This is a genomic window from Alistipes putredinis DSM 17216, assembly GCF_000154465.1.
Taxonomy (GTDB): Bacteria; Bacteroidota; Bacteroidia; order Bacteroidales; family Rikenellaceae; genus Alistipes; species Alistipes putredinis.
The window spans coordinates 509446-528007 of sequence record NZ_DS499579.1; the positions used below are offsets into that span (position 1 = coordinate 509446).

Consider the following 18562-nt stretch of genomic DNA (forward strand, 5'->3'; position numbering starts at 1 on the left):
CTCGGATTTCCGGGCGGGAGTGCGGATTGTCCGATCGGCGGAGGTCCGTTGTAAATTTCCGGACATGGGACCCGAACAGGTGTATGGCGGTGTGTCCGAATGACACACAACGGTAGTTATTATCGGGATACGGGTTAAGTCATTTGCCATAGTAAAAGACTGTCACCCTTACCCTCAATGCCTTGCCTTGCATCCATTCCGACACCCTTTAGGATCGTGCCTGAAATTTTCATTTCAACACACTCTTTTTTATGACAGGATACACTTGCAGGTCGAGGGTGGTTTTCTGCGGGCTGTTTTGTATCTTTTTTTACTGCTTTTTATGATGCGCTGGCGGGTTGCCGACCCGTCGGATGCGACGAAGAAGCCGCCTGATAAAGGCGGCTTTCTCTTTTCGGGGCGTTTTCAGTTATTGACGCGGTAGGCTTTCTGCACGCCTTTGATCCGCAGGATCGAGTGGATCAGCATATCGACCATGCCCGTACCGGGCACTTCGACGTGGATCACGCCCGAGAGCAGGCCGCCGCCCGGCGACAGGTTCATCGAGCGGATGCTCAACTTCAGGTCGCGGTTGATTACTTCGGCGATGTGGTTGATCATCCCCGTCGTGTCGCTGGCCACCACGCGGATCGACACCCGGAACGCGCCCTGCGCTTCGTCGCGCCAGCGGGCTTCGAGTACCCGGTAGGGGTAGTTTCTGCGGAGACGCTGTGCGTTGGGGCAGTCCGTACGGTGGATCGTGATGCCGGCACCTACGGTGATGAAGCCGAAGATTTCGTCGCCGTGGATCGGATTGCAGCATTTGGCCAGTTTGTAGTCGAGCTGTCCGATCTTTTCGTCGATGATGAGTGCGTCGCCGCTGCTCTGGGTCGAAACTTTTTCGGCTTTGCGTCGTTTTTCGGACTCGATGGCTGCTGCTGCGGCCCGGCGCTCTTCCTCCGCTTCGCCCGACAGATGGGCCTGAAGCAGCTCCTTGATCTGCATGAGGTCGATCTTTTCGGTGCCGATCGAGGCGTAAAGTTCCGTTCCCGTGCGGAGTTTGAAGTGCTTGCAGAGGATGCCGACCCCTTCATCGACGGTCAGGGGCAGTTTCCAGTTCTTGAGTTTGCGTTCCAATTCTTCCCGTCCCAGACGGGCGTTCTTGGTGTGCTCCTCGCGCAGCGAGGCCTTGATCCGGGTGCGGGCCTTCGACGTGGTGACGAACCCCAGCCAGTCGGCTTTGGGCTTCTGATTCTTCTGCGTCAGCACTTCGACGATGTCTCCGTTGTGGAGTACGTCGCGGATCGCCGCCGGACGGTTATTGACCTTGCCGCCCGAGCAGGTGAGCCCCAGCGAGGTGTGGATGTCGAAGGCGAAATCCAGCACCGTGGCTCCTTCGGGCAGCTTGCGCAGGTCGCCGCCGGGGGTGAAGACGAAAATTTCGCCCGAGGAGGGCTTGGCGTCGAAGTTCTGGGCCAGCGGACGGGTCTTGTCTTCCATTAGCTCCCGGAGTTGTTTCATCCACATTTCGCTCCCGTCCGATCCCGCGTTTACGCCTTTGTAGCGCCAGTGGGCCGCGATGCCCCGCTCCGCCACGGCGTCCATCCGCTCGGTGCGGATCTGGATTTCGACCCACCGTCCCTCTTTGGTGGCGACGGTGGTGTGGAGCGATTCGTAGCCGTTGGATTTGGGGATGGAGATCCAGTCGCGCATCCGCTCGGGATTGGGCGTGTAGAAATCCGTGACGATCGAATAGACCGTCCAGCATTGCTGCTTCTCCTCTTCGAGCGGACAGTCCAGGATGATACGGATGGCGAAGATGTCATATACCCCCTCGAACGGGACGTGCTGCTTGCGCATCTTGTTCCAGATCGAGAAGATCGACTTGGTGCGGCTCTTGACGTGATAGCGCAGCCCCGCCTGGTCGAGCCGCTGCGTGATGGGTTCGAGGACGCGGGCGATGAAGGCCCGGCGTTCGCTTTCGGTCTCGGCCAGTTTGTCGGCGATATGCTGGTAGTCCTGGGGTTCGAGATAGCGCAGGGCGATGTCTTCGAGTTCGCTCTTGATGTTGTATAGACCCAGTTTGTGGGCGATTTGGGCGTAGAGGTTGAGGCTCTCCCAGCTCTTCTTGCGCCACTTTTCGCGGGGGAAAATTTCGAGGCGGCGCATCACCTCGAGCCGGTCGGCCAGCTTGATCAGGATCACGCGCGGATCTTCCGAATAGGAGACGATCAGCTCGCGGAAATTTTCCGCCTGCTCCCGGGAGGCTTTCAGGCGAATATCGGAGATGTGGCTCAGACTTACGGTCATGCCGAGCACCTCCTTGCCGAAGCGGTCCCGGATCTCGTCCGTCAGCCGCAGGAATGTCTCTTCGTCCTGCCGACTGGCTGTGCGGACTACGTCGTGGAGAATGGCGGCCACGACCGAGTCGCCTCCCAGCCCGATCTCCTCCAGCCCGATCCGCGCTACTTCGGCGGCGTGGTCCAGCATCGGCGAGCCGTCGTGTCGTACCTGCGAAGCGGTATGTTCGGCAGCATATTCCAGGGCGCGGTCGGCTGCGGCCGCCTCGTCGGGCGAGAGCGTTCGGCGGATCGCGCTGCGCAGCTTGTCATAACGGGTCAAATCCATTTTCCGGAAAGTTTTACTGTTTTTCAAAAGTAGCGAAAATCTTCGGCATCGCAAAGCGCCGTCGGGGATTTCACGGAATAATCTTGTGCAAAAACCGATGCAGTTGTATAAAAAACGTATCTTTGTAGAACAGAATTATACGTCGTCTATGAAAAAAGAGGAAAAAGTCCGTTTGCCCTACGTACCCACCTACGGCGAGGAGGTGGCCAACACGGTTTCGCATGCCGTGATGCTGCCGCTGACCCTTTGTCTGCTGCCTTTCGCTGCGGTGTGGACCTATCTGCACGATGCCCGGCCCGTGCTGGCGTCGGTGTCGGTAAGCGTCTGCGTCATTTCGATCTTTCTGATGTTGCTCGCTTCGACGCTCTACCATTCGATGCGCCCGGATTCGAAGCACAAGGCCGTTTTCCACAAGCTCGACCATATCTTCATCTTCGTCGCCATCGCCGGAACCTATACCCCCGTAGCGCTGCTCGTGATCGGCGGCTGGCAGGGTGTCTTCGTCACCGTTTTGCAGTGGACGGCCGTTCTGCTGGGTATTCTGTATAAGACGCTGGCCCGGCGTTCCATCCCGGCTTTGAGCCTGACGATTTATCTGGTGATGGGCTGGACGGCGATCTTTTTCCTGCCTCGGCTGATTCGGAACGCTTCGCTGCCTCTGCTGTTGCTGATCCTGCTGGGCGGGGTCCTCTATACGGCCGGAGCGATCGTTTATGCGAAGAAGGGATTCCGCTACCACCACCTGGTCTGGCATCTGTTTATCGACCTGGCGCTGTTGTCGCATCTGGCGGGGATCGTCTTTTTTATCGGTTGATAATGAATTCGCTTATATGCCGGGCGTAACAATGCAGATTCTTTCGGAGGAAGGGATTTGGGAACAGTTCGGAATCATAAACGCGGCCAGTACCGCGAATAAGCGATCGTCGGATATATTTTAATCATTGACAGATGAGCGTTGTAAAGGTCGGACCGGACGATTTCGAAGAGCTGGCCGAAGTGTGGGAGGCTTCCGTGCGGGCTACCCATGATTTTCTCTCCGAGGCGGATATTCGGGAATTGCGTTCTCTGTTGCCTGTCCGCTACCTGCCGGCGGTCGAACTTCGCTGCCTGCGGGATGCGGGGCGTATCGTGGCGTTCATCGGTCTGAACGGAAGTCATATCGCCATGTTGTTCGTTCGGCCCGAATACCGGGGCAGAGGCTGCGGACGCAAGTTGGTGGAGTGGGCCGTCGCCCGCCAGGGAGCTGATTCGGTCGATGTCAATGAACAGAATCCGCAGGCGGTGGGTTTTTACCTGCGTATGGGGTTTGCGGTTGTCGGGCGTAGCGAAACGGACGATGCCGACCGGCCGTTTCCGATTCTGCATCTGCGTCTGGAGAAATAAAAATGAAAAAGTTTCCCTTTTAGGAAACTTTCGCTATCGGGATTCCGGTTCGTTTTCCGTTCCCATAAAATCCAACAGGGCCCGAGCCGTGATTTCGGGTTCTTCGAGGAATCCCATGTGTCCCGAATGTTCGAGCCAGGCGATGCGAGCCTGAGGATGGGCCGCCGCCAGTGCTTCGGCTTTTTCGAGGGGAATATAGCCGTCGTGCTTACCGAAGATGAAGAGCTGCCGCACCGCAGAGCGGCGGAGCATTTCGTTGCGGTCGGGCCGCTCGATCATACCGCGCAGCAGGGCTGCGATCCCTTCGTCTTCGGTGACGAATACCTGTTCGACCAGATCTTCGATCTCGTCGCGCATTCGCGGCCGGTTTTCGGGAGCGAAGCCCGCTTCGGGAGCTACGCGGGCCAGCGCGTCCTTTTTGCCTGCTTCGACCAATTTGATTTCCCGCAGGCGGTTTTCTTTCTTTTCGTCCGTATCGGCGTCCGGCGTCGAACTGAGCAGCACCACGCCGTCGAGCCGTTCGGGGTATTTCTCGCAGAAAGCCAGGGCGACGTAACCGCCCATCGAATGTCCCACCAGGGTACAGCGGGCGATACCGAGCGCATCGAGCGTATCCTTCACCACATCGGCCAGGTATTCCATCGTGTGTACAGGCCCTTTGACCACCGAGATCCCGTGCCCCGGCAGGTCGAGCGTAATCACGCGTACCTGTTTGTAAAGATAGGGGACGAAATCGTCCCAGACGAGCATCGACTCCAGATAACCGTGCAACAGGACCGCGCACCGGTCTCCTTTTTCGGAGTCGCACACATGGACGGGCGTGTCGCCTGCCGTAATGAATTTTTCAACCATTGTCGGGTGGATTTTCAGTTTTCCTCGTCGTCGAAATAGTCGAACGCCGATTCCCGCTTGGGGCGTGCGGGCGCATCGTCTTCCTCGTCGTCGAGTTCGCGGTAGATGGTGTGGCGTTCCTTGCCGCTTTTGTGGATCGGCTCGAGCCGTTTGGCCTTACGAAGTTCGTCCGCATGGTTTTCGTCGCGGAATCCCTTGTTCGTTTTCATGGATCGGAGAAGAAAAAATAGATTTAGGATTGAAAGTTGGCGGTATCGTAGCTGCCTTCGAATACTTTGCGGGCCTCTCCCGAAAGGCGGATGCGGGTGTAGATGCCGGGTTTCGGCTCGTCGAAGGCGATGCCGAGCCGTCCGCCGCGTACGTCGATGCGGAACGCTGTGACGGAAGGCTGGGCCGCGAGGTGGGTGACCAGCGCCGCAGCGGTCGATCCCGTGCCGCAGGCGAGGGTTTCGTCCTCCACGCCGCGTTCGTAGGTGCGGACGGCGATATGCCCGGGACCGACTACCTTGACGAAATTGACGTTGGTGCCTTTGGCGAAGCGTTTGTCGTAGCGTATCCGGCGTCCGCGTCCGATGACGTCCACGGCTTCGAGGTCGTCCGTGAATTCGACGTAGTGGGGAACGCCCGTATCGAGGAACCAGTATCCGTCGCCCCGGTCGATCCGTTCGACGTCGATCATTCCCAGCTCTACGGTGCTTCGCAGCCCGTCGATACGAAGCATCCTGGCTTCGTGGATGCCGTCCGTCGAGTCGAACCGCTTGATGTCGCCGCCGATGCCCAGGTGATGGGCAAACAGGGCGAAGCAGCGGCCTCCGTTGCCGCACATCTCGCCCGGCGAGCCGTCGGCGTTGTAGTAGCGCATCGAACAGTCGCAGCCGGATACGGCGGAAGCGGCGAGCGTCATCAGACCGTCGGCTCCGATGCCGAAATGGCGGTCGCACAGACGGGCGATCTCCGCGCTTTGGGGAGTCGCTCCGCCGTTCCGCAGGTCGAGCAGGATGAAGTCGTTGCCGGCACCTTCGTATTTTGCGAATCGCATTTGCATCTGTTCTGAAATATCGGCTTTGTCGCTATTCCGGTTCGGAGGTCGGAGCCGTTCGGCACTTCTCTTGCATCCTGAAAACGCGTGTATGTCCGGGACGGAAGAGGGTTTTTCCGGGGCGCTGCAAAATAGGTTCCAACCAGCTTTAACGCGGACAAAAATAATAAAATTCTAAAAGTTTTACTACTTTTGCGTGAATTTGTTACGTAACTTATAATCCGTATGAAAACATTGCTTGCAAAACACCGTTCGATCCGAAAATTCCGCTCTGAGCCTATTGCGCCGGAGGTGCTGCAAGACATGCTCGAAGCCGCCTCGCGTGCCTCGACGTGCGGCAATATGCAGCTTTACAGTCTGATCGTTACTCAGAGCCGGGAATTGCGCGAGGCATTGGCCCCGTGTCATTTCAATCAGCCGATGGTTACGCAGGCTCCCTGCGTGATTACGGTTTGTGCCGATGTCCACCGTTTTTCGATGTGGTGCGAACAGCGCGATGCCGAGCCGTGCTACGATAATTTCGCCTGGTTTCTCAACGGGGTGACCGATGCGCTGCTGGCGGCGCAGAACCTGTGTGTCGAGGCCGAAGCGCACGGGTTGGGAATCTGTTACCTCGGTACGACCATCTATACGGCCGAGGAGATCGCCCGCATCCTCGATCTTCCCAAAGGGGTGATTCCCGTGACGACGATCGTGGTGGGGCATCCCGACGAGTCGCCCGAACTGACCGACCGCCTGCCGCTCGATGCGGTCGTGCATTGCGAGAAATACCATCATTACACCTCGTCGGAGATCGACGAACTCTGGGCCGAGAAGGAGACGTCGGAAGAGACCCGGCGGCTGCTCGAGGAGAACGGCCTGCCGAATCTGGCACAGATTTTCACGCGCAACAGGTATCGTGCCGAAGATAACCTGGCTATTTCGCGCAACTATTTCGCGCTGCTGAAAAAACAGGGTTTCTTCAACAATTAACGGAAGTCTTGAAACGGTTGCCGGTCATATTCGTCTTTTTGCTGGCGGTGCTCGCGGGGGTGTCGTGCAGTGTCACGCGCAAACTTCCCGAGGAAAGTTATCTGGTGCAGAAGGTGACCGTAGAAGCCGATAAGGAAACGCCTAAAAAAGAGCGTATTCCGGCTTCCGACCTGCGGAAATTCATCCGTCAGAATCCGAATAAACGGTTCCTGGGACTCAATTTTTACGTCTGGGTTTATGAGCAGGCCGATCCCGAAAAGGATAATTGGTGGAACCGGTTCAAACGGCGTATCGGCGAAGCGCCCGTGCTGCTGGATATGAGCCTCACGGAGCAGTCGGTCCGCAACCTGAAGGTTTACATGGACTATCGGGGGTTCTTCTCTTCGCAGGCGACTTACGAAGTCGATACCACGTCGCGGAAAAAGCGGGCTTTCATCACCTACCGCACCGTACAGCGCGAGCCTTACCGCATCAACCGCCTTTCGTACGATTTCCGCGATCGGTTCCTCGAGCAGATCATCCTGCCCGATACGGTACATTCGCTGCTCCGTACGGGCGAGGTGTTCGACATGGAGGTCCTTGACCAGGAGCGGCAGCGCATCACCACCTACCTCAAACAGCGCGGCTATTACAATTTTACGGTCAATAACATCGAGTATGAAGCCGACACGCTCGGCGGCAATCATCTGGTGGACCTGAAGATGATCGTCAAGCAGCATCTGGCCGGTTATAACGAGCAGGGTTATCCGATTCTGCGCAACAATACGGTTTACCGTATCGACCAGATCAATATTTTTCCCAATTACGATCCTACGGCGGCTATTGCTCCCGACTACCGCAAGGGACTCGACACGATCTACTACCGGGGGTTGAACGTGGTGTACCACAAGGACAACAAGCGTCCCAACATACGTCCTTCGGTGCTGCGACAGATCGTGCCGATCTATCCGAACTACGTCTATAACATTAACCGGGTCGATCAGACGTACAACCAGATTATGTCGATGGGCTATTTCAAAAGCGCCAACGTCATTTTCAACGAGCAGGCCGACAGTGTGGCAAAGGATAACTACGTGACTTTCGTGGGCGAAGGCAAGGAGCCGGCCGATTCGGTACATCAGACCCGCGAGGGCTATCTCCAGTGCGACATCCAGTGCATTCCGGCCTTGAAGCAGGGGTATAAGATAGAGCTGGAAGGAAGTACGACGTCGAGTTTCTACGGATTGCGGGCGACGGTGGGGTATCAGAACCGCAATATTTTCCGGGGAGCGGAGTCTTTCGACGTTTCGTTCTCGGTAGGGTACGAGTATATGAAAACTCCGAGTGCCCGCAAGCGCAACGCCATCGAATTCGGAGTCAATATGGGTTTGCAGTTTCCCCGTTTCCTGCTGCCTTTCCGAACCCAGCGGTGGCAGTCGATCCAGATGCCCCGGACCCGGCTCGAATTCGGCATCAATTTCCAGGATCGCCCTTATTATCGGCGTACCCTTTCCAGCGTGGCTTGGGGATATTCGTGGAGCGATTTGAAGTATTCGAGCTATTCGCTGCGTCCGATCGATATCAACGTGATCGATATGGGGTATGTCAATAGGGAGGATTTCCTGGATCATCTCCAGAACGAATATCTCAAGCGAAGTTACGAGTCGCAGTTCATCAGCGGCCTTTCGTTCAGTTATGTCTATAACAATCAGCGCAAGCATCTGGGCGGAAACGCGACGCTGCTCCGCTTCAATTACGAGATGGCGGGCAACCTGCTCGACGGCCTGATGCACCTCTTCTCGCGTCCGGCGGCCGGGAAGGACTATTACGAGGTTTTCGGTCTTCAATATTCGCAATATTTCCGGGCCGATTTGAGTGTGAGCCGCAAGATCATGCTCGGTGAGGTGACGGCTCTCGTGGGACGGCTTTACGGCGGTTACGGTATGGCGTACGGCAATTCGACTTCGATTCCCTTCGACCGTCTGTTTTATGCGGGCGGTGCCAACAGCATGCGCGGTTGGGCACCCCGTATGTTGGGGCCGGGGGCTGTTCCGGAGCCGGAAGATGCGGTTTTCCCTACACAACTGGGCGATATGAAGCTGGAGGCCAATCTCGAATTGCGCTTCCCGATTTGGGGGATGTTTCACGGAGCGACGTTCGTCGATGTGGGCAATATCTGGTTTGCCGACCGGCATTCCGCGCCTTCGCCCGCTGCGGTTTTCCATTTCGACAGTTTCTACAGGCAACTGGGCTTCGATGCCGGTATCGGTCTGCGCCTGGACATCAAATTTGCCGTACTGCGTCTGGACTGGGGCATACAGATCCACAACCCCAATGCACCTGCCGGACAACGGTGGATCCACAATTTCAAGTGGAAGAATACGGCGCTTAATTTCGGAGTAGGTTATCCGTTCTGATGCCGATATGGGAATATGGGCCGGAGCGGGCGGTGTACCGGATTTTTCACTGCGGCGGCCGGGGCTGTGTATGGAGCCGCTGTCGGGCGAGGATGATTCGTCTGCACGGAGTTCGTGTCGGCAGGGGAAGGATATGTTGAACTTTGATTTCCGCAGCTCGGAAAGGACTTTTGGAAGAAATAAAGCGTCCGCTTCGAAATCCGAAGCGGACGCTTTTTGTTGTCGATGCGTTGCCGTTTATTGAATCCCTAGCTCGGCCTTGACTTCGGTGCTCAAATCGGTCATGGCTGCTTCGTCGTAATAGACCATCGAGGGGATGGTCGTATTGAATACGGCGACGTAAGCTCCCTTTTGCGCCACCTTCTTGACGGCCTCCTGAGCCTTGGCGACGATCGGGTCGGTCAGCTCCTTCTCCTTTTTCTGCAAGTCTTCCTGTGCGCTCTGGTAGAACTCTTGCAGACGGTTTTGCAGGTCGGTCAATTCTTTCTCCTTCAGTTGGCGGGTTACCTCCGAGTAGGTCGCTTTGTTTTTCTGGAAATCGTTGTACTTGGTGTTCAGCTCGACCTGAATCGTTTCCAGGTTGTCGCGCAGATCTTTGCTGTACGCCTCCATGTTGGTCATCATCTCCTTGTATTCCGGCATAAGGGTAATGATCTCTTCGAGATTGATACGGCCCAGCTTCTGTGCGAACAGGGAACTGCTTCCCAGTACCAAGGCAACCACGAGGGTTAATTTAATGAGTTTTTTCATACGGATTTATTGATTTGATTCGATATTTCTTACTTTTTCATAAATTCGATGAGGGCCTGAGTGTGGTCGATTTTTTCTGAATTGTAAAGCAGCGTGGGGTTCGAAGCCGCATCGAGAACCAGCTCATACCCGTTTTGTGCGGCATAGTTCGCAATGGCGTCGAATACCCGTTTCTGGATCGGCTGGATCAGCTCGATCCGTTTTTTCATAAGGGTACCGTCCTGGCCGAAGATCTCCTCCTGGAATTTGCTGGCCTCCTCTTCCCGGGTGAGAATCAGGTTTTGCCGGGCCTGTCGTGACGAAGCCGAAAGGGACATTTCCTGCGCCTTATAGTTGTTGTAGAGGGCTTCGACCTCTTCGAATTTGAGATCGACCTGCTGCTGATAGCTTTTGGCCAGTTGGTCGAGCGTGTCGAGTGCTTTGTTATATTCGTCGATCGACTTGAATACTTTTTCGCTGTTTACCACGATGTAGTTCTGTGCCGAAAGCGAGCCTATGGCTGCCGTGAAGGCGAGTACGAGCAAAAGGATCCGTTTCATACCGTTTATTTTTTAGTTATCTTTTATAAGTATAACCCTGTTTCTTCAAATTTATTGCCAACTTCCGCCGGTTTAGAACTGCATACCCATCGTGAAATGGATGTGGCTGCCGCTGCGCTTGGTCTGTCCTGCGGCCGGGTCGAAGCCCCAGCCCCAATCGACTCCCACCATGCCTACGACCGGCAGGAAGAGGCGCACGCCGATACCCGCCGACCGTTTGATCTTGAACGGGGAGAACTCCTTCCACGAGGTGAATCCGTTGCCTCCTTCCAGGAATCCCAGTACGTAGATGTTGGTCTGTCCCTTGAGCAGGAGCGGATAGCGGAGCTCCATCGTGTATTTGTTGTAGGCACACGAATAGTTGCTGCCTACGGGATCGAGCGCTCCGTCGTCGTAACCGCGCATGGAGATAATGTCGATACCGTACATATTATAGCCCGTCATGCCGTCGCCGCCGACTTCGAACCGTTCGAAGGGCGATACCTTGTTTTTATTGTAATGTCCCAGGTATCCCATTTCTGCGCGGGCCATCAGCACCAGGTTGCCGTTGCGGGTCAGCGGAGTGAACCATTGGCCTTTGAGCATCCACTTGTGGAATTCGATCCAGTTGTAGCGTTCCTGTTCGCTTAAAGCCGTGCTTTTGTAATCCTTGCCGTCCCACAGCGAATAGGGAGGAGTGAGCTGCACCGAAACGCTGAAATCGGAACCCCTGCGGGGATAGATCGGCTGATCCACCGAATTTCGTCCCAATACCAGGCGGATCGACAGCAGGTTTGCCGCACCGTTCTTGAGTACGAAGGTGTTCCAGTCCTTCAGCATGTAGCGCTCGTAGCTGGCTTCCGCATAGAACGTGAAGTACGGGTCGGGCCAGTCCAGACGCTTGCCGAGTCCCGCCGCGACACCGGCGGTGCGGAAATAACGGGTACCTTTCTGCCAGGCGTAATAGGCGTTGTTCTCATCGGAATAGTGAGCCGAAATCGTGAAGGAGTTCGGTTTTCGCCCGCCCATCCAGGGATCGGTGAAGCTGATTGCGAAGGCTTTGTAGTAAGTACCGTTGGTTTGGGCGCTGATCGACAGCCGCTGGTTCTGTCCCATCGGGTAGGGTCTCCAGGCGCCTTTCTTGAAGAAGTTTTTGATCGAGAGGTTGTTCAGTGTGACACCCACCGAACCCACGAACGTACCGCCGCCCCAACCGCCGGCGATCTGGAACTGGTCGCTGGCGATCTCCTCGAGCGGCCAGTTGATATCGACCAATTCGTCCGAATTGACGACGGGCTGAATGTCCGGAGCGATCGCTTCGGCCGTGAAATGTCCCATCGAACCCAGGGTGCGGATGGTCTGGAACAACAGCGACTGGTTGTAGAGTTCGCCCGGCCGCGTGTAGAGTTCACGGCGGATCACCTCGTCGTCGAGCCGCATATTGCCCGAAATGCCGACATTGTTGATGGTGAATTGTTTGCCTTCGAATACGCGGACCTCCAGGTCGATCGAGTCTTTGCCGATGATGATTTCGGCCGGGTCGATCTGCGAGGTGAGGTAGCCCTGATCTTTGTAGAGATTGGTGATGGACGGTTCGTCCGGATTGTAGTAGGCGCCGATGCCCAGGCGCTTGTACATCGATTTTTTGTCGTAAATCGAGCCTTTTTCGACACCGAACATCCGAGCCAGTTCGTCGGTTTCATAGACCGAGTTGCCGATCCAGGAAACATTGCGGATGTAGTACTTGTTGCCTTCCGAAATGTCCAGCGTGATACCCATACGCTTGTCGTTGATCGCGTAGATCGAATCGGCGACGATGTTGGCGTTGCGGAAACCTTTCGAATTGTAAAAGTCGAGCAGCAGCTCCTTGTCGTTTTCGAAATCTTCTTCGTTGAATTTCGCCCCCCGGAAGAAGTTGAGGCTTTTCTGGTGGGTTTTCTTGAAGGTGCGGCGCAGACGTTTGTCGGAAAATTCTTCGTTGCCCGTGAAATTGATCTCTCCGATTTTGATTTTACGTTTGCGATCGACGATGAAGGTCACGTTTACGGCCTGCTTCAGTATCGAGTCGTTGTCGATGCGGACCGATACTTCGGCGTTGCGGAAACCTTTGTCTGCGTAGTATTTGTGAATGAGCTTCGAGTTCTTGTCGATCACGTAGTCCGAAAGCTCGGTGCCGCGCTTGAGTTTGAGCTTTTCGAGCAGGTCTTTCTGGTTGCTTTTGGAGATGCCCTCGAAACGCCAGTAATTGACGCGGGGACGTTCCTTCAGGAAAACTTCCAGGTCGAGGCTGTCGCCTTCGATGGTCGCACCGACGCGGATGTCCGAAAAGAGGCGCTGGTTCCACAGGCGGGTGATGGCTGTCGAGATGAAGTTGCTGGGCAGGTATATCGAATCGCCCGGGATAAGACCCGACGAAGCTCGCAGAATGCTGTTGTCAATGTATTGCGCCCCGTGAATATTGACGTTGCGGATGTGGTAAAGTTTCTGGGTACCGCCTTCGAGCGTCGGGGCTTTTTCGAATTGCTGTAAAAGCTGGTTCGTATCCTCGTCCTGATCCGTCTGTTCGGCCGGGGGCGGAGCCGCCTCGCCGGAGGGCTCCTGCGCGAATATCTGGGGACAGAGCAGCAGCAGGGCGGCCGTCAGTGTCAGAAATACTTTGCCTGGATGATTCATCGTGTGTCGTCTAACTTCTCTCTAGAGTTTCTTTCTTCATTCTCTCCGTTCAGTGTAGCGAGTAAACTCGTGATGCACTCGCTTACCGAATACGTTCATTATTTTTTACCAGTCCGAAACGCCTTTCGCGCCGGGCATATTCGTCGAGTGCCTGCGCGAAATCCTCTTCGGTAAAGTCGGGCCATAATACGGGGGTGAAAAAGAGTTCGGCGTAGGCAGCCTGCCACAGCAGGAAATTGCTGAGCCGTTGTTCGCCGCTGGTGCGTATCAGCAGGTCGGGGTCGGGACAGCCCGCCGTATAGAGCGCTTCGGAAACCGTCTGCTCGGAAATCTCTTCCGGAGAGAAGATGCCGGCTGCGGCACGGCGTGCCAGACCCTGCATCGCATGGACGATTTCGCTGCGGGAAGAGTAGTTGAGGGCCAGTTGCAGCGTAAGGCGTTTCCCGGTAGCCGTTCGGTTTTCGATCTGATCCAGGTGGTGTTTTACTTTTTCGGGGAAACGGCTTTTGTCGCCGATGATCCGCACGCGCACTCCCTGAGCAGCCAGTTCGGGCGTTTCGTTGATTATGCTCTTGCAGAAGAGCTCCATCAGGGCATCGACCTCTGCGGCGGGGCGTCCCCAGTTTTCGGTCGAGAAAGCATAAAGCGTCAGGTAGCGAACCCCGTGACGGGTCGCGGCCTGGATTGCCCGGCGCACGGACTCCACACCCCGGATATGACCTTCGAAACGCTCCAGCCCGTGTTGCGCGGCCCAGCGTCCGTTGCCGTCCATGATAATGGCGACGTGTCGAGGTATGCGTTTTTGCTCGCTCATAGCATGCAAATATAGGGAATAAAATCCGAAAGCGAAAGAATTTCCGGCAAACAGGGGTTTTTCGTCAGCTTCGGATATCCACTCCCCACATCATTTTCTTGCGTAACGTGTCGTAAAACGATATATTGTGCGGGACCGCCAGAAAAAAGCGTCTGGAAGCCAGGCGGACTTTGAATTCGGCTCCTTCGGGAATCGGACAGGTTTCGTTGTCGGTGGCGATCGATATTTCGGCGTGCCGGGCGTGTACCTTGAGCCGCACGTCACTCGACGAGGGAATCACGACCGGGCGCATCGTCAGGTTGTGGGGCGCGACGGGCGAGAGCACCAGGCAGGCGCATTGGGGGGCGACGACCGGACCGCCCACGCTGAGCGAATAGGCCGTCGAGCCGGTCGGCGTGCTGACGATCAGTCCGTCGCCGTGATAGGTGGCGACCATTTGGTCGTTCACGTACGTTTCGACCGAGATCATGCCCGCGCCCTGGCGCTGGATGACCACTTCATTGACCGCATAGCGGGTCGAGATGCCGTCGCCGAAGTCGCCCGTGACCTCGAGCATCGATCGGGGCTGACATTCGAGTTTGCCGGCGGCGATCAGCTCGAAGACATCGCCGATGCAGCCGTTGCGGGGTACGCTCGTCAGAAAACCCAGATGTCCCGAGTTGATGCCTATGACGGGGATTTCGGCCCCTCCCAGCCGGTGAATGCCATCCAAAAGCGTACCGTCGCCGCCGTAACATACCAGCACCGACTCCGCAGGCTGGGGACCCATCGGCCGCCCGTAACGGTGGGCCGCATCGATGGATATGCCGGTGAGCCGTTCGATCTGGGGAGCGAACTCCTCATTGACCGCGTAATCGAACCCGAAACGGGCGATCGCGTCGAACATCTGATGCAGGTCGCCGGCCGTGTGGACGACGCCCTGCCGGGAAAAAAGTATGATTTTCATCCGTCGTGTCTGGAAAAATAATTAACTTTACCTCCGCAAAGATACGAAAAGGTGAGAGCAATCGTGCGGGTTTGCGGGTAAAGTTTGACGGATTGCCTGTCGTTTTTGGGTAAATAGAGTTTTTTATGACAAAACTGAGTGTGAACATCAATAAGATCGCCGTGGTGCGCAATTCGCGCGGCGGCAATCTTCCCGACGTGGTACGTGCGGCACTGGACTGCGAGCGCTTCGGAGCGCAGGGGATTACGGTGCATCCCCGTCCCGACGCCCGCCATATCCGTTATTCGGACGTGCGCGACCTGAAGAAAGTGCTGACGACCGAGTTCAATATCGAGGGTAATCCGATCCCTTCGTTCCGCGAACTGGTGCTCGAAGTGCGTCCGGCGCAAGTGACGCTCGTGCCCGATGCCGAGAACGCCATCACCTCCAATGCCGGATGGAATACGGTGAAGTACCGCGATTTTCTGCGGGAGGTGACCGCTGAATTTCAGGCCGGGGGAATCCGGGTTTCGATTTTCGTCGATCCCGTCGCCGAGATGGTTGCAGGGGCGAAGGAGTGCGGAGCCGACCGGGTGGAGCTGTACACCGAGGCCTATGCCCGGGATTTCGCCGCCGGGCGCGAACGGGCGATCGAGCCTTATGTCCGGGCAGCTGAGGAGGCTCGCCGTTGCGGTCTGGGGCTCAATGCGGGCCACGACCTCAATCTGGAGAATCTGCGCTATTTCGTCGAGCGGATTCCTTGGACGGACGAGGTTTCGATCGGGCACGCGCTGATCTGCGACGCTCTCTATTACGGGCTCGAAAATACCGTGCGGCTTTACCGCCGTGAACTGACGTTCTGAAAATTCGCCCGGCATTCGCTCCGAAGCCGCTTTCCCGGCGGATGGCTCGCTCTTCGACGGGCCGTCGCGGGGCAGTTTCGTCCGTTCCGTATCGAAACGGAGGCGGGAGGCAGGTCGTAATGTTGTTAAAATTCTGATTTTATTCCGTGAAAAAAAACGATTCCACAGCTCCTCTGTCCCTGCCGGTTTTCCGGCAGATCTCCGCGATTGCCTCCCGGCAGGGCGTTCCGGCCTTCGTCGTCGGAGGGTATGTCCGCGATTTCTACCTCGGGCGGCCTTCTACCGACATTGACGTCGTGGTCGTGGGCAGCGGTATCGGGCTGGCCGAGGAGCTGGGTCGGGAACTGCGGACCAAGGTGTCCGTCTATAAGACTTTCGGCACGGCGGCGCTCCGAACCAAGGGTGTCGAAGTCGAGTTCGTGGGAGCCCGCAAGGAGTCTTACGTGCGCGATTCGCGCAAGCCGCAGGTCGAGGCGGGGACGCTCGAAGACGACCAGCGGCGCCGCGACTTTACCATCAACGCGATGGCCTGGTCGCTCGGGGAGGAGGATTTCGGCCGCCTGGTCGATCCTTTCGACGGGATGCGGGATCTGCATGAGGGGATCATCCGCACGCCGTGCGACCCGGATGTCACCTTTTCGGATGATCCGCTGCGGATGATGCGGGCCGTGCGCTTCGCTTCGCAACTGAATTTCCGGCTCTTCCCCGAAACTTTCGAGGCGATCGTCCGCAACAGGGAGCGTATCGGCATCGTTTCGCGGGAGCGCATCGCCGTCGAACTCAATAAGATCGTTCTCTCGCCCGTTCCGTCCGTAGGATTCGACCTGTTGGAGCGGACGGGGCTGCTGGAGCTGATTTTCCCCGAGATGCAGCGTCTCAAAGGTGTCGAACGGCGGGGACAACACGCCCATAAGGACAATTTCTACCATACGCTCAAGGTCCTCGACAACGTGGCGGCCGTGAGCGACGATCTCTGGCTGCGTTGGGCGGCGATCCTGCACGACATCGGCAAGCCGCTGACGAAGGCTTACGATCCTCAGGTGGGTTGGACGTTCCATTCGCACGAAGTGGTCGGCTCGAAGATGGTGCCCGCCATTTTCCGAGCGTTGAAGTTGCCCATGAACGAGCATATGAAGTTCGTGCGGAAGATGGTCTTTCTGCATCTGCGTCCCATTATCCTTTCGGAAGATATGGTGACCGATTCTGCGGTGCGGCGGCTGTTGTTCGAGGCCGGGGACGACGTGGAGAAACTGATGACCCTCTGCGAGGCGGATATTACGTCCGGCATCGACGCCAAAGTGAAACGCTACCTGCGGAATTTCGAGTTGGTGCGCCGCAAGATGAAGGACCTGGAGGAGCGGGACCGCATCCGCAATTTCCAGCCTCCGATCACGGGCGAGATCATCATGGAAACCTACGGAGTTCCGCCCTCCCGCATAATCGGCGAGATCAAGGAGATCATCAAGGAGGCCATTCTGGAGGGGGAGATTCCCAACGATTATGAGGCGGCGTACGCCTTGATGGAACGGCTGGCGGACGAACGGGGACTTCGTAAAAAACAGTGAGTACCCTTCCCTTCCTCGTGCGGTTCGTTTTCCGGGGCCTGTTTCCTTTTGATTTTTATCGTAAGGCGGGTGATCCCGATCCCGTATGCCGTCGTGTGGGTGCGGAGAGGCGGGACGACCGTATATGAAATGCAGCGCAGGGGTTCGCCTTGCGCTGCACGTTTTTCGGAACGACCGGTCGCCTGGGGCGGTCGGCCGATTTATTTCTTATCCGTCATTTTGACGGCTTGTTCCGCTTCGAGGTCTTTTCGTGATTTGGACATCGTTACCAGCCATACGCCCAGGAAGATGCAGCCCGCTGCGGCGGCTTTCGTGAATCCGAAAACGTCGAGCCCGAGCACGACCGTGAAAAGCACCGAGGCGACGGGTTGCACGTAATTGTACATGCTGATAACCGTCGGACGCAGGTAGTGCTGGGCGATCGGCACCATCAGATAGGCCAGGAACGTCGAGAGTACGATGGCGAAGGCGGCTCCGCCCCAGACCCGTGCGGGAACGGCCGGGAAGTCCACTTCGAGGGCGGGCCGGTGGTAAAGTACGACCACTACGATCGCTGCGAAGAAGAACATCCACTTCATTGTGGTCACGGGCGAGTATTTGAGGATCACCTTGCGGCAGGCCGTCAGGTAGATGGCGTAGCAGACCGAACTGACGAGGGTGATGATGTCGCCTGCGATCGATCCGCCGCCGCTTTCACCGCGGCTGCTGATGAGAATCAGCAGCACGGCTCCCGCGGCGCCGAGCAGCACGCCGCCCGTCTTGAGCGGGGTGATCGGTTCGCGCAGAAAGAACATCGCCAGGATCATCGTGAGGATGGGTACCGTGGTGGCGATGATCGAGACATTGATCGGCGAGGTGAGGGAGAGTCCCCAGAGGAAAAGAATCTGGTCGAGCTGGATGCCGAAGAGCGAGGCGATGAACAGTCCGCCCAGGTCGCGCCAGGCGACCCGTTCGCGCGGGAGGAAGGCGGATGCCAGCCAGAAGAGCAGAAAAGCCCCGACCAGACGATAGACCGTCAGGGCGAAATGGTTGAGCCCCTCCGGGTTCTCGGGCGAGAGAAGGACGGTCTTGCAGATCGGGGAGTTCAGTCCCCAGATGACATTGGCCAGCAGCAGGGCTCCGTGCCCTTTGAGAGCTCCGCGCTCCATTCGATTGATTCCTTTTTTGGTGACAGGGACAAAGATACGCAGAAAACCGGAACTTGG

Annotated in this window: 16 protein-coding genes; 6 read left to right on the forward strand and 10 right to left on the reverse strand. The window is 56.9% G+C overall.

The annotated features are described in order from the left end of the window. Window positions 1-405: 405 nt before the first annotated feature. Window positions 406-2607 carry a RelA/SpoT family protein gene (locus tag ALIPUT_RS08140; RefSeq protein WP_004329394.1) on the reverse strand — a complete coding sequence of 734 codons (2202 nt, stop codon included), beginning with the start codon at window positions 2605-2607 and terminating at the stop codon, window positions 406-408. A gap of 148 nt (window positions 2608-2755) precedes the next feature. Between ALIPUT_RS08140 and trhA the strand changes: the two genes are divergently transcribed. Continuing rightward, window positions 2756-3421: a PAQR family membrane homeostasis protein TrhA gene (gene trhA, locus ALIPUT_RS08145; RefSeq protein ID WP_040293718.1), complete on the forward strand. Its 666-nt coding sequence runs from the start codon at window positions 2756-2758 to the stop codon at window positions 3419-3421. Window positions 3422-3555: 134 nt separating this feature from the next. Then, the gene (locus ALIPUT_RS08150) at window positions 3556-3990 is read left to right on the forward strand and encodes a GNAT family N-acetyltransferase (protein WP_004329396.1); all 435 of its coding nucleotides are present in this window, start codon (window positions 3556-3558) and stop codon (window positions 3988-3990) included. A 33-nt stretch (window positions 3991-4023) separates the two neighbouring features. On the opposite strand, the gene ALIPUT_RS08155 is transcribed toward ALIPUT_RS08150, so the two are convergent. The 3 genes from ALIPUT_RS08155 to dapF are packed head-to-tail and all read right to left on the reverse strand — an operon-like array spanning window position 4024 to window position 5887. Beyond that, on the reverse strand, window positions 4024-4842 hold the full coding sequence (locus ALIPUT_RS08155; protein ID WP_004329397.1) for an alpha/beta fold hydrolase: 819 nt from the start codon (window positions 4840-4842) through the stop codon (window positions 4024-4026). A 14-nt stretch (window positions 4843-4856) separates the two neighbouring features. Next, on the reverse strand, window positions 4857-5051 hold the full coding sequence (locus ALIPUT_RS08160) for a hypothetical protein (protein ID WP_004329398.1): 195 nt from the start codon (window positions 5049-5051) through the stop codon (window positions 4857-4859). Window positions 5052-5074: 23 nt separating this feature from the next. Next, window positions 5075-5887 (reverse strand): diaminopimelate epimerase, encoded by an 813-nt coding sequence (gene dapF / locus ALIPUT_RS08165; RefSeq protein WP_004329399.1) that lies wholly within the window; start codon window positions 5885-5887, stop codon window positions 5075-5077. 219 nt (window positions 5888-6106) lie between these two features. Here dapF and ALIPUT_RS08170 point away from each other — a divergent pair, with 219 nt between their 5' ends. Next, the gene (locus ALIPUT_RS08170; protein WP_004329401.1) at window positions 6107-6853 is read left to right on the forward strand and encodes a nitroreductase family protein; all 747 of its coding nucleotides are present in this window, start codon (window positions 6107-6109) and stop codon (window positions 6851-6853) included. Between the two features lie 8 nt (window positions 6854-6861). Further along, window positions 6862-9249, forward strand: a complete 2388-nt coding sequence (gene tamL, locus ALIPUT_RS08175) for a translocation and assembly module lipoprotein TamL (RefSeq protein ID WP_004329403.1) — start codon at window positions 6862-6864, stop codon at window positions 9247-9249. 237 nt (window positions 9250-9486) lie between these two features. Here tamL and ALIPUT_RS08180 read toward each other — a convergent pair whose 3' ends face one another. The 5 genes from ALIPUT_RS08180 to ALIPUT_RS08200 all read right to left on the reverse strand — a co-directional run bounded on the left by ALIPUT_RS08180 (window position 9487) and on the right by ALIPUT_RS08200 (window position 14950). After that, window positions 9487-9999 carry an OmpH/Skp family outer membrane protein gene (locus ALIPUT_RS08180; RefSeq protein WP_004329404.1) on the reverse strand — a complete coding sequence of 171 codons (513 nt, stop codon included), beginning with the start codon at window positions 9997-9999 and terminating at the stop codon, window positions 9487-9489. A 29-nt stretch (window positions 10000-10028) separates the two neighbouring features. After that, window positions 10029-10538 carry an OmpH/Skp family outer membrane protein gene (locus ALIPUT_RS08185; RefSeq protein WP_004329405.1) on the reverse strand — a complete coding sequence of 170 codons (510 nt, stop codon included), beginning with the start codon at window positions 10536-10538 and terminating at the stop codon, window positions 10029-10031. Between the two features lie 72 nt (window positions 10539-10610). After that, window positions 10611-13190 (reverse strand): outer membrane protein assembly factor BamA, encoded by a 2580-nt coding sequence (bamA, locus tag ALIPUT_RS08190; protein WP_004329406.1) that lies wholly within the window; start codon window positions 13188-13190, stop codon window positions 10611-10613. Window positions 13191-13272: 82 nt separating this feature from the next. Further along, complete coding sequence (locus tag ALIPUT_RS08195; protein ID WP_004329407.1) at window positions 13273-14004, reverse strand: isoprenyl transferase; 732 nt, start codon at window positions 14002-14004, stop codon at window positions 13273-13275. A 64-nt stretch (window positions 14005-14068) separates the two neighbouring features. Then, window positions 14069-14950 (reverse strand): NAD(+)/NADH kinase, encoded by an 882-nt coding sequence (locus tag ALIPUT_RS08200; protein ID WP_004329408.1) that lies wholly within the window; start codon window positions 14948-14950, stop codon window positions 14069-14071. A 125-nt stretch (window positions 14951-15075) separates the two neighbouring features. On the opposite strand from ALIPUT_RS08200, the gene ALIPUT_RS08205 reads away from it, so the two are divergent. Then, entirely contained in the window at window positions 15076-15792 is a 717-nt protein-coding gene (locus ALIPUT_RS08205) for a pyridoxine 5'-phosphate synthase (protein WP_004329409.1), read from the forward strand. A gap of 146 nt (window positions 15793-15938) precedes the next feature. Next, window positions 15939-17357 carry a CCA tRNA nucleotidyltransferase gene (locus tag ALIPUT_RS08210; protein WP_004329410.1) on the forward strand — a complete coding sequence of 473 codons (1419 nt, stop codon included), beginning with the start codon at window positions 15939-15941 and terminating at the stop codon, window positions 17355-17357. A gap of 200 nt (window positions 17358-17557) precedes the next feature. Here the strand turns inward: ALIPUT_RS08210 and ALIPUT_RS08215 are convergent, their stop codons facing one another. After that, complete coding sequence (locus ALIPUT_RS08215; protein WP_004329411.1) at window positions 17558-18505, reverse strand: DMT family transporter; 948 nt, start codon at window positions 18503-18505, stop codon at window positions 17558-17560. Window positions 18506-18562 lie beyond the last annotated feature (57 nt).

Excerpts from the sequence above, each read along its gene's own strand:
- ALIPUT_RS08140 (WP_004329394.1), bottom strand. The coding sequence starts at position 2,607 with ATGGATTTGACCCGTTATGACAAGCTGCGCAGCGCGATCCGCCGAACG.
- trhA (WP_040293718.1), top strand. The coding sequence starts at position 2,756 with ATGAAAAAAGAGGAAAAAGTCCGTTTGCCCTACGTACCCACCTACGGC.
- ALIPUT_RS08150 (WP_004329396.1), top strand. The coding sequence starts at position 3,556 with ATGAGCGTTGTAAAGGTCGGACCGGACGATTTCGAAGAGCTGGCCGAA.
- ALIPUT_RS08155 (WP_004329397.1), bottom strand. The coding sequence starts at position 4,842 with ATGGTTGAAAAATTCATTACGGCAGGCGACACGCCCGTCCATGTGTGC.
- ALIPUT_RS08160 (WP_004329398.1), bottom strand. The coding sequence starts at position 5,051 with ATGAAAACGAACAAGGGATTCCGCGACGAAAACCATGCGGACGAACTT.
- dapF (WP_004329399.1), bottom strand. The coding sequence starts at position 5,887 with ATGCAAATGCGATTCGCAAAATACGAAGGTGCCGGCAACGACTTCATC.
- ALIPUT_RS08170 (WP_004329401.1), top strand. The coding sequence starts at position 6,107 with ATGAAAACATTGCTTGCAAAACACCGTTCGATCCGAAAATTCCGCTCT.
- ALIPUT_RS08180 (WP_004329404.1), bottom strand. The coding sequence starts at position 9,999 with ATGAAAAAACTCATTAAATTAACCCTCGTGGTTGCCTTGGTACTGGGA.
- ALIPUT_RS08185 (WP_004329405.1), bottom strand. The coding sequence starts at position 10,538 with ATGAAACGGATCCTTTTGCTCGTACTCGCCTTCACGGCAGCCATAGGC.
- bamA (WP_004329406.1), bottom strand. The coding sequence starts at position 13,190 with ATGAATCATCCAGGCAAAGTATTTCTGACACTGACGGCCGCCCTGCTG.
- ALIPUT_RS08195 (WP_004329407.1), bottom strand. The coding sequence starts at position 14,004 with ATGAGCGAGCAAAAACGCATACCTCGACACGTCGCCATTATCATGGAC.
- ALIPUT_RS08200 (WP_004329408.1), bottom strand. The coding sequence starts at position 14,950 with ATGAAAATCATACTTTTTTCCCGGCAGGGCGTCGTCCACACGGCCGGC.
- ALIPUT_RS08205 (WP_004329409.1), top strand. The coding sequence starts at position 15,076 with ATGACAAAACTGAGTGTGAACATCAATAAGATCGCCGTGGTGCGCAAT.
- ALIPUT_RS08215 (WP_004329411.1), bottom strand. The coding sequence starts at position 18,505 with ATGGAGCGCGGAGCTCTCAAAGGGCACGGAGCCCTGCTGCTGGCCAAT.